Origin of the sequence: Affinundibacterium amnicola (assembly GCF_014284275.1) — a bacterium.
GTDB lineage: Bacteria > Pseudomonadota > Gammaproteobacteria > Burkholderiales > Burkholderiaceae_D > Undibacterium > Undibacterium amnicola.
The window spans coordinates 456,314-471,633 of record NZ_JACOFU010000002.1 but is presented as its reverse complement, the minus strand read 5'-3'; the positions used below and the strand labels follow the sequence as shown (position 1 = coordinate 471,633).

Here is a 15,320-nt window from a genome sequence, read left to right as displayed (position 1 = left end):
AAAACAGATTTATTCAGTCGTAACACGAATCGTGATATCGCCCAGACTAACTTGCTGTCCTGGGCGAATTTTTGCGGTTTTTCGTAGCTCCTGCTTTCCATCGACTATCACGTCACCACTGGCAACAATGACTTTGCCCGCGCCACCGCTATCGCATAATCCAACTAACTTTAACAGTTGATTTAACTCGACGTATTCACCCCTTACGGCGAAAGAGATTTCTTGCATAATTATCCAATCAGAATTCGGCCAATAAAATCGGCAGGATACACTATTTCTTGATCCGTTTTTTATTCTTTACTCGTTGTGTAAAACGAGGCAGAATCAAAAAATAATCCATTTTTAAAAAGTGTTTGTAAGGATTTTGTGGTTTGGCCGACTACTGCTTGTAGTCTAGTTTAGTGTCTCAATAAAATCTATTGAGACAAATTTAATTTTACTGTTTGGAGAAGATAATGAGTAATAAAGCGATGATCGCAGTGGCTTTAGCTGGCTTGATGGGTTCTGCAACTGTTATGGCACAAGACGCAAAAAAAATGGATGCACCAGCAAAAACTGAGAAATGCTATGGCATTGCGAAGGCAGGTCAAAATGATTGTGCAACAAAGAGCGGCAGTCATTCATGTGCTGGTCAGGCAAAAAAAGATATGGATCCAAATGAATGGAAGAAAGTACCTGCAGGTACTTGTGAAAAAATGGGTGGTAAATTAGCAGCTCCCAAAGCTTAACTTACACCGACTATTTTTATTGCAAGCCTATGAAACGACTTTTCGGTAACGGCATAGGCTTGCGCACCCCTCACTATCGTGATTTTCTTCATGAACCGGTAGAGATAGACTGGCTCGAAGTCCATTCCGAAAACTATTTTGGTGATGGCGGCTTCGACCTTTTTGTCTTGGATCAATTAGCACAACGCTATCCAATTAGTTTACATGGTGTCGGCCTAGGTTTAGGTTCGGTTCATTCGGCACAAGAAATACATCTGCGCAAGTTAAAGCGTTTAATTGATAGAGTGCAGCCCGCATTGGTTTCAGAGCATTTATGTTGGGGTAGTATTTCAGGCCGGCATTTGAATGATCTGTTACCACTGACGCTTTCAGACCAAGCATTGAAATTAGTCACTGAGCGTGTTGATTTTATGCAGAGCTTTTTGCAGCGTCAGATTCTGGTCGAAAATGTGTCCACGTACCTACGTTTTGCAGATGACGTCATGTCTGAATCCGAGTTTCTGATCGCGCTGAGTCAGCGTACAGGGTGCGGGATTTTATTGGATGTGAATAATCTCTACGTTAATCAATGTAATCATCAAGAAGATGCGCGTCAGGCGATTACTGCTTTTGCGCAATTACCTCACAATATTATCGGTGAAGTCCATTTAGCCGGGCATACGAAATTAGCACATAGTGTTATCGATGATCATGGAAGCTGTGTTGACCCAGCTGTCTGGGATTTATATCAAGAACTTTGTCGCACCGTGAGTGCTTCTATTCCAACTTTGATTGAGTGGGATACGCAGATACCTGCGTTGTCAGTATTACTCAATGAAGCCAAAAAGATTAACGCTTGTCGACAGCTTGATGGTGCTAAGTATGGATGACGAACTCGAACTGACCCAGCATCGTTTCGCGGCCATGTTGTTGGCCGAGGAGATTTCAGTACCAGATCCCTTGTTTGTTGGTGACGCAGAACTCTTGGCAGAACGTGCTGGAATTTATCGAGGCAATTTGCATGCGATTTGGAGTAATTCTTTGCGCAATGCGTTCCCAGTCATTGAGCAGTTAGTTGGAAGTGAATTCTTTGACCAGCTCGCGATTCTTTACGGTCAAGAATTTCCCTCTTCGTCTGGCGACTTAAATCTATTCGGCCAATATTTCTCTGATTTTCTACACAAAGAAAGCAGTGTAAAAGCCTATCCTTATTTCAGTGCTGTTGCCCAATTAGAATGGCAAGTACATCGTGCTTACTACAGTGCGGATGCCGAAAATTTGGACATGCAACATTTTTTGAGTACGTGCGGGCCTGCTGCAACCGAATTCGCGTTGCGATTGCACCCAGCTGCATCCTTGTTTCAGTCTGATTGTGCTGCAGTTCAGGTTTATGCAGCTCACCTTGATCAGGTCTTAGATGCAGAAGAATCGTCAATTGAATTTGTATTGGAGACAGCTAGTTTTGCACTCGTGACCCGACCCGACTGGATCGTTAAGCTCACTGCGATTACTCAGGTGGAATTTGTTGTGCTTTCCCTATTGCAGCAAGGCCAAACCTTGGCCGCAGCTTTAGATGCAGGCTTAGACTTAGATAAAAATTTTGATGTTGCTGCAACTCTGACAAAGTGTTTCGCAGCGGGTGCTTTTAGTGATTTTTATAAGGCAGATATGTAAGGATTGTCGATTGATGTTCGACTAAACAACTCTACTTTGATCGTTTTGGACATCTATGAAGCAATTTTTAAAAGCGCATCAACTGGCTATGCAGTTGGATACCTTGTTGCACAAGTACTGCAGCGATATTTTTAGTTTGGGATTGCGTGGGTTTGTTGCCTGGCAGTTTCTTAAGTCTGCCCTGAGTAAGCTAGATGATTGGTCATCGACAATCTCACTTTTTCAAGAAGAGTATCAGGTGCCCTTATTGTCGCCTGAATTAGCTGCCTATGCAGGAACTGGTGCTGAGTTGGTATTTGCGAGCTTATTGTTGCTGGGTTTACTCTCTCGCTTATCTGCATTTGGTTTATTGTTGGTGAATGTAATGGCGGTAGCGTCGTACCCTATTTTATGGAACTTGGAATGTCCTGCAGCTTTGAATGACCATTTTTATTGGGGTATGTTGTTGTTAGCTTTGATGATATTTGGTGCAGGTAAGTTGAGTGTCGATCACTTGTTAGTCCGAACATACCAAAAGTGAGTGCACCAGATATTAGTTGATGCTAAGTTTGTTTAAATAGGCATAAAAAACGGGAAGTGAACTTCCCGTTTTTTTGTATCAAGTCAGTGTAATTTTCGCTTCAAATTACTTCCACTTACGCTTGGCTAATTCGTCTGAAATGTAGCTAGCGAATAAAGCTTGTCCAAGTGGCGTTGGATGTACGTTGTCGGCAAAATAGTATTTGCTTGTGTCGCCAGCGATTAAGTTGTTCGCGCTACAAACCAACGAAGATCCCAAAGGATTTTTTGCCGGTGTTAAGTCACACGCTGGTGTCGTGACATTGCTAATACCGTACGCACTTGGATTAGCCGCGTGATCGCGGAAGCGAGTGAACAGATCAACAAACAAGACATTGTCGTTACCCGCTAAGCCCGCTAATAAACGCGCATTGAACGTGACTGTCATGCCGTTTAACAGAGTTTGTGTATCAGCAGATTGTTTCAAGGCGTCTGGCGTTTTGCTCAAATCCGGCATGTTGACGACCACAACGTATTTCGCCCCTTTCGCTAAAATCATGTTGTTGACATAGCCAGCCAATTCTGTACCGGCTGTACCCATCGCATCAACATAAGTTTGCGCATTTGCTTTCGCATAAGCAGCACCAGCCGGAGCACCAACTGTTGGTGTTAAGGTCGCAACAGCTGCGGCAATACAATTACTTGCTTGAGCATCGGTTGGCTTACATACGCCACTTGCGATATCTTTTTGGATTTGACCAGGTACTGCTGCTGTCACAGCGGCAGTTGCAGCGGCTGTTGCTGCTGCCGATAAAGTGCTCGCTTGAATGAAGCCATCATTTGGGCCGCCGCTGACAAATACAACTTCAGTGCCTGAAAATTTACCACCATTCGCATCCAAATGATTTTGAATTTGTTTAACAACAGGAACTGTCATTTGTCCCAAAATTGCGTTATTTCCACCTAATAATTTATTGCCAGGTCCAACTGGGTTGGTTACTCGTGCGCCGCCTTGTGCGTAGCCTGTGCAGCCAGAGTTATTTTTTACTGGGACATTAAAACCTTGAGAAGCCAAACCTTCGAGACCTGTTTGCGCTGCGCATGGTGCAGGCAAGCCCAAATCGGCAGCGACGATTTCAGTCCAATTTTTTGCAGTCGCGCTGTTGATGGTGTATTTACCACCGCCGAGTGCAGCAACTGTGCCAACTTTGTAAGTACCCACATCACTCAGACTATCGCCAAAAGCAACTTGTGAAGTAAATTTAATTTTCGGTGCAGGATCGGTTGCGCTGCCGCCGCCGCTGCCACCACATCCGGCAAGAACCGCAGCAGCTATAAGAGTGAGTGAATATTTTAAATGACGCATTTTGTCTCCTGACTAATTATGAGTTATTGCTAAACGAACGCTTGTGCTTTTTGAGAGCTTCACTATATGCCATTGAATTCAAAATGGGGTAGGCAAGGTGCAATTAAACGACACTGAAAATTAGAATATGTACTCGAAAAAATAGAACCAAAATCGCCCGATGTTGAGGTTTTGAATTCCTTAAATTGGTGCCTGTTTTTATCAAATTCTCATAGATAAAATCAAGTATTTTTATGGTGAGTATTGTGAAATATAAGGCTAGGTATTTATGTATGTAAAATTTGCGACAAGCTTTACAAATTTAACTTCGATCCTATACAAGGGCTGAGATCAATGTCATATTTTAACAAATGAAATTAGTACGTACGTTCGTTTTGGATTGATTTAAGCACCTATATGGAGACAAAAAAATGAAAATGAAATTTTTGACAATGGCATTGGGCGCATGCTTTGCGATGCCAGCTTTGGCCCAGACCAATGTAACCTTGTACGGCATTTTGGATGCAGGTATTCAGGTAAGTAAGTTAGGTAAAGATACGCAGACTAAGATGGTCAGTGGTATTGCAGATGGTTCTCGTATCGGCTTCAAAGGTACTGAAGACATGGGTGGCGGATACAAGGCGATCTTCAATTTGGAAGCGCGTGTTGAAGTCGACACCGGTAGTAACAAAACAGGTAACTTGAGTGATTATCAGGGCTACGCTTTAACGAAAGGGATGAATTTTCCTGATTTCGGTAGCGCGGCTTTGAAGGGGGCAGCAGCTCAAACTTTGGCTGGCGTACGTTCTGCATTGCAGCCTAAATATAATGTCAATGCAACTTCCCCATTAATCTTGTCGCGCGGCGGTGGTCCAGATGGTGGTTTGTTTGATCGTATGGCAATGGTTGGTTTGATTACGCCTGTTGGTGCGGTATTGGCTGGACGTATGTACACCCCAGCATATGAGGTGTTTAATTCCGCTGATGCATTTGAAAGCGGTATGGCGGGTAGTTGGGGTGGTATTACCGGTGGTACTGGTGGTTTGTTAACTGCTGGTATGGCAATTCGTTCCAATAAGTCTGTTCAATATCGTATTGAATTGCCAAATGGTTTTGGCGGTTCTTTGATGTACGGTTTTAAAAATTCCGGCTATATCGGACTGGATAAAGATTTTATGGCGGGTAATGTACGCTATAAAGCAAACGGATTCGATGTTGGTGTCGGCTATAATCGCGGCACAAATACGGATGGATCTACTGGCTTGGTAACCACCACAGTCGGCGGCTCTTATGCATTTGATGACTTCAAATTATTTGCTGGTTATCAAACAATGCGCAACGAAAATTCGATTTTGTTGCCAGTATTTTTCGATGCTTGGGATTTGGAAATCACACCAGGCTTGCGCGCTGGTGGTGTACCTGCTCCAGTGATTGCGGCATGGACGACAATTTTCAGAACGAATATTACAAAGAACTTTAAACTCGACGCTAATAGCTACAGCTTAGGTATGCATTACAAGTTGGGTAATGGTCGTATCATGGCTTCATATAGCTTCCAAGATGACCGAACATTGTCTAACAGCGATGTAACACAATACGGTTTAGGTTATAACTACAATATGTCTAAGCGTACGGATGTTTATGCCGTAGTTGGTTATACCAAGAATCAAAATGATGGCCAATACGCACCAGGCGCCGCAAGTGCATCAGGTGGTTTCACCGAGTTTCCAGGTGAATCAGGCCAAGTTTTCCAATTTGGTATCCGTCATCGCTTCTAATTTTTTAGAAGCTTGAATGAAGCGCGATAGTAATTAATACTATCGCGTATGAAAGTGAAAAGCGCATTTTTAAAAAATGCGCTTTTTTTTATAGCGCTACTTGATTGCGGCCGCGTTCTTTTGCTCGGTATAAAGCTGCATCAGCAGTGGAAATGACCGCTAGACCATCCTGACCTTCAGCAAGTGTTGCCAGACCAAGTGAGGCTGTGATGTGCGGTAAGGCTCGGTCATTGTCTTTGAAAACTTGTGCATGGCGAATTCTGTCACACAGACGTTCTGCGACGATCAGAGCAGATTCCTTGCTGGTATTGGGTAAAATGATAATCATCTCTTCGCCACCATATCGCGCGGCAAAATCGCTGGGGCGTAAGCCTGCGCTGACAACTTTGGCGGCGACTTGTAAAGCTTCATCTCCCATCACATGACCAAATTGGTCGTTGAATTTTTTAAAATGATCAAGATCAACCATGATAATGCTGAGATCAGTTTCAGTTGCATGGGCGTTCTCGATCAGCCCGGGAAGTTGGGTATTGAGCCAGGAACGATTATGTAATCCAGTTAAACCATCCACCATGGAAAGCTGGCGATAAAATTCACCGACTTTTTGTCGATTGCGTAATTGCGCATTGGTCGTTCTGATGCGAAATGACAGTAGTTGGAGTAGATTGCGCGCGACACCATTTGATTCATCGATTAAGCGCCACATGATGACAGAATCAATTAACAGCAGCTCGGCATCGGTGACAGCAGCGATCGTCGCGGTGCTTGCCTCTTCGTCTAAAACAGAAATCTCGCCTACACATTCCCCCGCAAAGTATTGAATACTAGAGTTTTCAAGTTGTCGTTTTGCGGTATTGGATGTGAGAGCGAGCGTGCCAGAAAGGACAATGTATAAACATGCACCAGAGCTTTGACTATCGAGGACAATTTCTCCTGATTTGACACGGACTACTGAGCAAGCATCAAGTTGCTGTTTAATGTTCGCGAGCTCTTCTTTGTTAATGTTTTTGAAAAGTTGAATATCGCCTACTTTGAATTGGGTATGTCTGAAATCCTTTAAATGTTCCAAAGTAGCCTCAAGTGTAACGCGGTGGGTTGTTCAATAGTTATCCATTATTTTATGCGTAAATGGAAGAATGAGTGACAAATATATTGTCACAGATTTTAAATATTCCTTGTTTATTGAAGAATTTGATTCATCGCTTCGAAACGAAGTTCTGTTTCGTGAAAAATTGCATGATATGCGGTTTCATCTAAACCCAGATTATCCCAGGCAAACTGCGAGACTTGTGGTGCCAACTCATCTTCGGTTTCACTCAGATCTAAGCCATGCACGATGGCATTGGCGACATGAATAATCGAAGCAATTGGATGAAGCTCCTGGTCGTCGGGAGCATGATGGCCACGGATCGCATCTTGGATAACATCTGAGAAATTCCATTGCAAAGCCAGAATGAGCCCAACACCGACGTGATCAACGCCAAGAACCGCGCGTTCAGCCTCGATTAAGCCGCAGTCATTTTCTTTGGCGCAGTCAATCACTTGCTCATAATGTTTGGGAAATTTTGACACCAGCACTAAGCGTCCAATGTCATGGAGCAGACCTGCCGTAAAGGCAAAATCATGTTTGAGGTGAAGGGTTCGGGAAATCACTTCAGCACAGATTGCGGTTGCCATATTGTGTCGCCAAAACGCTTTGTTATCAAAGCCTCGACAACGTGGAACTGGTAGATGCTTATTGAAGATGCTGGCGCGAATCATATCCTTGAGATTTTTTGTACCCAGCATCGATACCGCTTGTTGAATCGTCACAACTTTGGAATTACTTCCGTAATACGATGTATTCGCTAATTGAATGACTTTTGCCGCGAGCGATTGGTCCAACGCGACTTTCTCAACGATACTTTCCATGCTGATGTCTTCGTTATTCAAGTCATTCAGCATTTCTCGCGCAATCTCTGGCATGCTAGGCAGCTCATTGATTTTATTGATGACTTCTTCAATCGAAATTTGATCGTCGTTCGGATCGTTAATCAAGGGCGTCATTATGCGTCTCCTCGTCGATAAGATTCGAGATAATTTTTTAAGATTGCTGTCGCACTTTCTGGCGCGGTTTCATTCGTGATATGTCGGAATATGTGATGCAGTCTATCCAATCGCTGCTCCTGCGCAGCGCTATCTACAGGATTTTCTGTTGTCTGCGTTTCTTCCTCATCTGTGTTCAATAAGGGCAGGTGATGAATTTCATGATGTGCCATTGCCTTGAGCATTGCTGCGCTTAATGCGGTTCCAGCAGGTAATAAGACGTGACCTTGTTTATCTAGTAGGTCTTCAGCCAAGATGGCGCCGACACTGATTTTGCTTAATTCAACATAGCGATGTTTCTTATTCATGATGAAAAATCTCCTAAGTAAATAGTGTAATGATTTTTACGTTGGAAAATGAAACATTGTTGTAATTAAGCGAGATAGTCAAGAATCTAGTGAATTCCTATCATCAGATCACTTTACAAAGACCGGCAGATTCTGATGAATTCTAGCATTGCTAGGCGGCTTTCATTGGAATTTGATCTGCCACTTTGATTGGGGGGATTTTTCAAGGTGGCAGATTTTGCAGACGGCAGATTTACCAATTTCTTGGGTTGCCATTGTGGTGTCGAGGATGATAATCGTGCCGATGTGGTCGCTCGTTGATTCTATAGTGAGGACGAGGATAGCGACGTTCAATATAACGGTGTTCGTAATAGGGTGTTGCGGTACTTAGTTGAATGGGAATTCCACCGATATGGGTATTGATCGCAATCGGCAAGCGAATGCCAGAGTGCCAACGTGAACCTTCAAGCCAGAACCAGGTTCTTGAGTGCGGTGAAAAATACGCGCGGTGGTGCGGGTAGTAAATATGCTGATATGTCGACTGATGACCTCGGTGCCTTACTTCACGTTGATCATAGCGATGATGGTGACGGTCACTTGCCTGCGCGGCGATACTGAACGTCGCGCTGCAGATGCAGATCATACTGAACAGCACATTCTTAAAGCGGGTGATTGTCATGATTGACTCCTTTACGTAGTAAGTAGGTCAATAACGAAATCGTGTGCGTCTGGAGGACACAGGCATAAGATGAAATTGCAACAAGATGTTTCAGTTGGAAGTGTTTAACCCAGATTTTCCATTCGGATTTGTGATGATGGCGGATGCACTTTTTGAGGCAGTTTTGTTGCGAATGAAGCGTCAATAGTTAGGTATTGACAACGAACAGCAGCAAGAGTGGTCAAAAATGCGCCGTCAGCACACAAATCGCCCCGTAGATGTGTCTAATGGAAAATCTGGGTTTACGTGGCTTAAATTGAAATCTTCTTGCTTTGTTTGCATGATCAAATTTTGCGGAATGATCCTAAGTCTTGTTATCATGATCGTTTTCTCCCTTTGCAGACATCCTAAATTATCGTTATGTTTGAATTTTTATCTAAATTAGTTTCACGAAAGTCTGTTAACCCATCAACAGAACAAGTTGCGGCACAAATACTGCAAAAAAACCAACTTGTGGAGGATAAACAAAAAACTAAAGAGCAAGAACGCCAAGTTTACCTTCAGAGAATTAATGCAAACTTAAACAACGAAGAGGCATTGCTCAGCTTACTAGCAGACTGTGATTTTGCAGATGGCCGTTATCTTGCAGCGCAGTCCATTGTGACACCAGCTTATCTAGAACGCGCTTTGCAGCTTGTACGCAATATTGATAAGCGCGCAGCCAAATTAATGCAGGCGCGTCTTGATGACATTCAAGCACAGGAACAAACGCAACAAGCGGCCTTGAGCCTTTTGCAGCAAGCTGATTCTTTGTTGTCTCAAGAGCTGGTTTTGGCAAATCAGTTGATTGATTTAGATAAGCAATTTGCTCAGCTAAAGGCCGTTTCTGCAGAAATGTCGCGTGATTTTGAATCGAAGCGCAATGCATTGCAGCAACGCATGAATGCACAGCTCGCATTGCAAAGAGAGCTTTTACAGTTGATGCAAGAAATTGATCAACAAGCATCACAAGCATCTTTTGACTACGAAGCAGCGATGCAACGATGGAAAAACCTACTGCAAACCTCGCACGATCATCCATTGGCAGGTGGACTGCCTAAGCATTTATTGCTTGATGCGCAAAAGAAATTAAATCATTTCGAAGCGACGTACAAAGCGTCGCAACAAGTGGCGGCTTTTAGTGATCCTGATTCGTCTCCGCAACAAGAAAATGTAGCAATCGACACGGTGCAAGGCGTGACGACCGAGCATACGAATACCTCTGATGCCGATCGTTCGACTACGAAGGCGCATTCTGTCACTAAGTCAAAATCAAGCAAGCAAGCCGCACCGTTTGTGCAAATGGATTTGACACAAATTGAACAATTCATCACGCAGCTCGAAAATGCATTGGGTGAGGGGAAATTGCATGTGGCGCGTCAGATTGAACGCGATTTGCGGCATGTCGATGTTAAGCAATTTGACCAGCGATCTTCGTTAAGTGCCGATTTGAAAGAGCGTTTAATCGCGGCACGAAATCAACTGACGCATTGGATGTCTTTGGCAAAGTGGAGTGGCGATGTTTCTCGTGACGAATTGATCAAGACCGCTGAGCAGTTGACGTCTTTAAGTTTGACCCCACAGGAAATTGTTGAAACTGTTTCGGCTCTGCGAGATCAATGGCGGCAAATGGATAGTAGTGGCGGTGCGCCGAAAGAATTATGGTTGCGCTTTGATGCTGCTTGTAGTGTGGTGTATGCGCCAGCGGCGCAGCACTTTCAAGCACAAGCTGAGCTACGTAAAGGCAATTTGGCTCAGGCAGAAGCGTTGCTGGCAAAATGCGCGAACGATGTTCAGCAAGCGTTAAATAATCTGAACGATTGGAAATCCTTGCATGCCAAGATCTTTGAGATGCAACAAGGCTGGAAAAAGATAGGGCAGTTAGATCGTAAGGAAAAAGCGCGTTTAGATCGAGACTTTGATCAGCTCCTCAATTCTTTAAAAGCACCACTGGCGCAAAGACAGTCAGAAGAAGTGCAGTCTCGCGAGAAAATGATTGCGGAAGTACTTGCTTTGGATAGCGCGCAAAAGTCTTCAATTGATCAGTTGCGTAGCATACAGCAGCGCTGGCAAATGCAAGCAGCGTCGGTTCCATTGCCACGTAAAGATGAACAGATGCTGTGGGAGCGCTTTCGCGCTGCATGTGATGGTGTGTTTGAGAAAAAACGTGCGTTTGCTGAATCTGCCGATTTGCAGCGACTCAGTAATCTTGAAGCAAAACAAGTTATTTGTGACGAACTAGCAAATGTGAATACAAGCGACCGCGCACTACTGCGTAACGTGATCGACAAGGCAAATACCAATTGGAAATCGATAGGTTATGTGCCACGTGCGAATGAACAGAAAATTGAACAGGAATTTCAGAGCCAATTATCGCGTTTGAAAGATCTAATGCATTCGCTGCAAACGCAGGAACTTCAGCAAAAATCCCAACAATTCATACAAGCAGTGGCGCTTTGTCAAAAGTTAGAATTCACCTTGATGCAAGGCGGCGACTTGTCACAAATTGATCAAGTGAAGCAAGAATGGGAAGCCATTCAACTGCGTGGAACGAAGTTGGGTAAGGTGATTCAATCACGATTTGCACGTGCTACGAATCTAGCGGTAGAAGCATGGCCGCAGTTTGCGCAGGAAACGGGTGACAATGCGTCTCGTTGGGATGAGCTATGCTTGCATCTAGAAATTTTGCTGGGCATTGATAGCCCAGCCGAATTAGCGAGAGAGCGTTTGAAGAAACAAGTGGAGGTCTTACAACAAGCGCTCAAGAGCGGCGGTGATCAGCAGCAGATACAGAGCTTGTTAATGACAATGCTGGATTTGCCTGTACATCAAAGTGCTTTGCGCAACGCACGATTGCAGGCATTGTTGGGCAAAATTGATGCGAGCTATTTTGCGTAAGCAATCATTTGAGACGTATTGAAAAGGATAAGTATGCAGTTATATGGTTATTTTCGAAGCTCAGCCTCTTATCGAGTGAGGATCGCGCTGAACTTGAAAGGTTTAAGTTACGAGCAAGTGGCTGTGCATTTAGTCAAAAATGGCGGTGAACAGTTTTCTGAGTCTTTTCGATCGATTAATCCGGAAGGACTTGTGCCAGCATTGATTGATGAACATGAGGGTGATCAAATCGCATTGAGCCAATCACTCGCCATCATTGAATATTTGGAAGAAAAGTATTCTTCACCGACCTTGTTGCCGACAAATATCGCTGATCGTGCTTATGTCCGTGCTTTGTGTTTGTCGATTGCTTGCGACATACATCCCGTCAATAATTTGCGTATCTTGAAGTATTTGAGCGCAAACTTTGGCGCGAGTGATGAACAAAAAAATGCATGGTATCGACATTGGTGCGAGCTTGGTTTGCAGGTGATCGAAGATCGATTGAAGAGCGATTCGCGACGAGGCAATTTTTGTTTTGGCGATCAGCCAGGGTTAGCAGAATGCTTCCTGATACCGCAGATTTATAATGCACAGAGATTTCAATGTGATTTGAGTGCTATGCCAATCATTTTGGAAATAAATCAGCGCTGTCTTGCGTTACCGGCGTTTCAGCAAGCAGCACCTGCTAATCAGCCTGATGCAGAGTAAAGAAAAGCCAGGAAATTCCTGGCTTTTTTAATTTTTCTACTATCGATAATTTGCCATCATGAAGAAGCCAATAGTCGCTTTGGATTTAGTTTGGCAAGGAATCTTTGTCTGTATCTGAATCCAAAACTTCATTTAACATGCTGATCAAAATGGAACGTGTTAATTTAGATTTGGTCGCATAGCCATCAATCGCATAGTTTCCCATGATGTTTTCTTTTGCATACCCAGGTTGCCCCGTTCTTAATACGATACGCAAATTTTTTCGTGATAAATCGTCACGTAAGATATTGACCAGTTTTAAGCCTGCATCGACGGTTTCCATCACCACATCGAGAAGAATCAGAGACGTATCAGGATGATTTTCTGCGACTTCTTGTGCTTCTTTCGCTGAAAAAGCATGCAGAAATTCGAGTGGTTTTCCGTGGATTTCAACTCCGCTGAGCGCTAACACCGTAGTGTCGTGCACATTGTTGTCATCGTCCGCAATGAGAATTTTCCAGGGAGATATGCTTGCTTTATCTGAACTGTTTTCGTCACCCTCGGTAAGGAAAACAATATTGTCGTCATTATCATCATCTGATAAGAAGATGTTTTCACCGACAGTATCTGAAAAGAAAGTGATACTAGCTCTGCCACCTTGTATCGCACCATGCCGATTCGAAAGAGCGCGCAATTTGTGCGAATTCCAGTCGGGCTGTTTACTGCTATGGCGAGTTTCCATCAGTAGCTCCCTGAACGTGGATGTTTTTACAAACTTCAAATTAATAATATGTGATACGCGGTGCGGAAACAAGTCCTACCTTGTGAAAAAAGGTGAAATTTGAACAGATTCTACTTTATGCTCAGCGTATGAATTTGTTTAAAGGTCTTTTTACTATGCTTGGAGCTTGGCTGAATATAAAAAGTTCAGCTTTTGTGGACTTTTTATTGTGTTGTATTGTCTATGTTGCCTTAGTTCGTTTCGTATAATCTGATTGAATCAAGTAATTTTGTTGTAATCCTTAGGAATTGCGCTTTCGCAATTCTGTTAAATGGTGATATTTCGATATGAAAAAAATTGTAAGCCTCCTATTTTTGCTGAGCGCAATCACTTCAGCTTTTGCTCGTGACTTTTATGTACGAAATCCAGCGATCGATGTTGAGCGGTATCGGTACTTTATTGATTTAAACGATCAAAATATGCAAATTAAAGTGAAGGCCTTAGTAAATATCCGCAGTTTACAGAGCGTAAACGAAATTGTGTTGGATTTGGGAGGCGTTGATGCAAGCGGCAAAGGAATGCGCGTTACTGCCGTTACTTTAGCGAATAGAGAACTGATCAATCAGCAGCTTGGGGATAAGTTAAAAATTCAATTGCCTGAGACGACAACTGCAAAAGGCGAATTGGAATTAGCGATTCAATATGAAGGTGAGCCGCGTTCAGGTTTGCATATCAGTAAAAATAAATATGGAGACAGAGTATTCTTTGCGGATAATTGGCCAGATCAAGGGCGGCAATGGCTGGCGAGTGTTGATCATCCAAGCGATAAAGCAGCGGTTGAGTTCATCGTTTCTGCGCCCGATCATTATGCGGTCGTCGCCAACGGCTTGAAGATCGAGGAGAGTAGCCTAGCAGATGGGCGTAAGTTAACCCACTGGCGAGAAGACGTGGCAATTCCGGTCAAAGTAATGGTCATTGGCGTCGCCCGATTTGCAATGCAAGAAAGTGCAAAGCTAAATGATGTGTCGATTACCAGTTGGGTATTTCCACAAAATAGATCTGAGGGATTTTATGACTATAGCGTGGCGGTTCGAGCCTTGGATTACTTTCAGAAAAACATAGGTCCCTATCCTTATAAAAAGCTCGCCAATGTACAATCAAAGACGCGTTTTGGTGGTTTAGAAAACGCGAATACCATTTTCTATTTCGAAAATTCTGTCACTGGCAAAGGCGAACAAGAAGCGTTAATCGCACACGAAATTGCGCATCAATGGTTTGGTAACTCGGCGACGGAAAATGATTGGCATCATGTATGGTTGAGCGAAGGATTCGCGACATATTTCACCAATCTGTATCTTGAACATACTTATGGCCGTGAACGGTTCGTCAAGCAACAACTGGCAAATCGAGACAAGGTGATTCGTTATCATCAAAAAGTTGTTCGACCGATTGTCGATGTCAGTATTGAAGATCCGAAAAACGTTTTGAGCCCGAATACTTATGAGCAGGCGGGGTGGGTTTTGCATATGCTGCGACAAGAATTGGGTGATGAATTGTTTTGGCAAGGTATTCGCCATTACTATGCAAAATTTGCAGGAAAGAATGCCATGAGTGCAGATTTTCAGGCCTCGATGGAGCAGGTGTCAGGCAAGGATTTATCGAAATTCTTTCAACAATGGCTGTATCAGGCTGGGTATCCTAAATTGGCTGTGCAATGGAAGTACGATGGTTTGAAGAAAGAGCTTCAGTTAAAAATTGAGCAGTTGCAACCGCAAGCACAATTTGATTTCCCGCTTGAATTTGCAACGCAAGGCAGCGCTGCGCAATTTCAATTACATACTGTGCGTATCCAAAACAAGATAAACGAATTTAAATTCCCTATGCAGTCAGCGCCCAAGTCCCTCAGTCTTGATCCGATGGTCAAGCTTTTGTTCGAAGCAAAGATTGAGCAAAAATAATTG

At 43.5% G+C, this 15,320-nt stretch carries 15 protein-coding genes; 8 read left to right on the top strand and 7 right to left on the bottom strand.

Annotated features, from left to right (window positions below; genetic code table 11):
* Positions 1-9: 9 nt before the first annotated feature.
* Positions 10-228: an RNA-binding S4 domain-containing protein gene (locus H8K33_RS06315; RefSeq protein WP_186890138.1), complete on the bottom strand. Its 219-nt coding sequence runs from the start codon at positions 226-228 to the stop codon at positions 10-12.
* Positions 229-455: 227 nt separating this feature from the next.
* Here H8K33_RS06315 and H8K33_RS06310 point away from each other — a divergent pair, with 227 nt between their 5' ends.
* From H8K33_RS06310 to H8K33_RS06295, 4 genes are read left to right on the top strand one after another with little or no spacing between them, the layout of a single operon-like run.
* Complete coding sequence (locus H8K33_RS06310; protein ID WP_186890137.1) at positions 456-728, top strand: BufA1 family periplasmic bufferin-type metallophore; 273 nt, start codon at positions 456-458, stop codon at positions 726-728.
* 29 nt (positions 729-757) lie between these two features.
* Complete coding sequence (gene bufB, locus H8K33_RS06305) at positions 758-1,597, top strand: MNIO family bufferin maturase (RefSeq protein ID WP_186890136.1); 840 nt, start codon at positions 758-760, stop codon at positions 1,595-1,597.
* Positions 1,590-2,381 (top strand): HvfC/BufC N-terminal domain-containing protein, encoded by a 792-nt coding sequence (locus H8K33_RS06300; protein ID WP_186890135.1) that lies wholly within the window; start codon positions 1,590-1,592, stop codon positions 2,379-2,381. Before bufB ends, H8K33_RS06300 begins: the two co-directional genes overlap by 8 nt.
* 55 nt (positions 2,382-2,436) lie before the next feature.
* Positions 2,437-2,901, top strand: coding sequence for a DoxX family protein (locus tag H8K33_RS06295; protein WP_186890134.1), 465 nt, complete (start codon positions 2,437-2,439; stop codon positions 2,899-2,901).
* Between the two features lie 105 nt (positions 2,902-3,006).
* On the opposite strand, the gene H8K33_RS06290 is transcribed toward H8K33_RS06295, so the two are convergent.
* Positions 3,007-4,245 (bottom strand): SGNH/GDSL hydrolase family protein, encoded by a 1,239-nt coding sequence (locus H8K33_RS06290; protein ID WP_186890133.1) that lies wholly within the window; start codon positions 4,243-4,245, stop codon positions 3,007-3,009.
* Positions 4,246-4,655: 410 nt separating this feature from the next.
* Here H8K33_RS06290 and H8K33_RS06285 point away from each other — a divergent pair, with 410 nt between their 5' ends.
* Positions 4,656-6,002 carry a porin gene (locus H8K33_RS06285; RefSeq protein ID WP_186890132.1) on the top strand — a complete coding sequence of 449 codons (1,347 nt, stop codon included), beginning with the start codon at positions 4,656-4,658 and terminating at the stop codon, positions 6,000-6,002.
* Positions 6,003-6,090: 88 nt separating this feature from the next.
* Here the strand turns inward: H8K33_RS06285 and H8K33_RS06280 are convergent, their stop codons facing one another.
* The 4 genes from H8K33_RS06280 to H8K33_RS06265 all read right to left on the bottom strand — a co-directional run bounded on the left by H8K33_RS06280 (position 6,091) and on the right by H8K33_RS06265 (position 9,053).
* Positions 6,091-7,071, bottom strand: coding sequence for a GGDEF domain-containing protein (locus tag H8K33_RS06280; protein WP_186890131.1), 981 nt, complete (start codon positions 7,069-7,071; stop codon positions 6,091-6,093).
* A 110-nt stretch (positions 7,072-7,181) separates the two neighbouring features.
* Positions 7,182-8,048 (bottom strand): HDOD domain-containing protein, encoded by an 867-nt coding sequence (locus H8K33_RS06275; protein ID WP_186890130.1) that lies wholly within the window; start codon positions 8,046-8,048, stop codon positions 7,182-7,184.
* A complete protein-coding gene (locus H8K33_RS06270) occupies positions 8,048-8,395 on the bottom strand; it encodes a hypothetical protein (RefSeq protein ID WP_186890129.1) in 348 nt (115 codons plus the stop codon). The genes H8K33_RS06275 and H8K33_RS06270 overlap by 1 nt, the downstream gene beginning before the upstream one ends.
* A 232-nt stretch (positions 8,396-8,627) precedes the next feature.
* On the bottom strand, positions 8,628-9,053 hold the full coding sequence (locus H8K33_RS06265; protein WP_186890128.1) for a hypothetical protein: 426 nt from the start codon (positions 9,051-9,053) through the stop codon (positions 8,628-8,630).
* Between the two features lie 492 nt (positions 9,054-9,545).
* Here H8K33_RS06265 and H8K33_RS20145 point away from each other — a divergent pair, with 492 nt between their 5' ends.
* The gene (locus tag H8K33_RS20145) at positions 9,546-11,969 is read left to right on the top strand and encodes a DUF349 domain-containing protein (protein WP_222613312.1); all 2,424 of its coding nucleotides are present in this window, start codon (positions 9,546-9,548) and stop codon (positions 11,967-11,969) included.
* A 33-nt stretch (positions 11,970-12,002) separates the two neighbouring features.
* A complete protein-coding gene (maiA, locus tag H8K33_RS06255) occupies positions 12,003-12,659 on the top strand; it encodes a maleylacetoacetate isomerase (RefSeq protein WP_186890126.1) in 657 nt (218 codons plus the stop codon).
* An 85-nt stretch (positions 12,660-12,744) separates the two neighbouring features.
* Here the strand turns inward: maiA and H8K33_RS06250 are convergent, their stop codons facing one another.
* Complete coding sequence (locus H8K33_RS06250) at positions 12,745-13,380, bottom strand: response regulator (protein WP_186890125.1); 636 nt, start codon at positions 13,378-13,380, stop codon at positions 12,745-12,747.
* Between the two features lie 326 nt (positions 13,381-13,706).
* Here H8K33_RS06250 and H8K33_RS06245 point away from each other — a divergent pair, with 326 nt between their 5' ends.
* Complete coding sequence (locus H8K33_RS06245; protein ID WP_186890124.1) at positions 13,707-15,317, top strand: M1 family metallopeptidase; 1,611 nt, start codon at positions 13,707-13,709, stop codon at positions 15,315-15,317.
* The last annotated feature ends 3 nt before the right edge of the window (positions 15,318-15,320 follow it).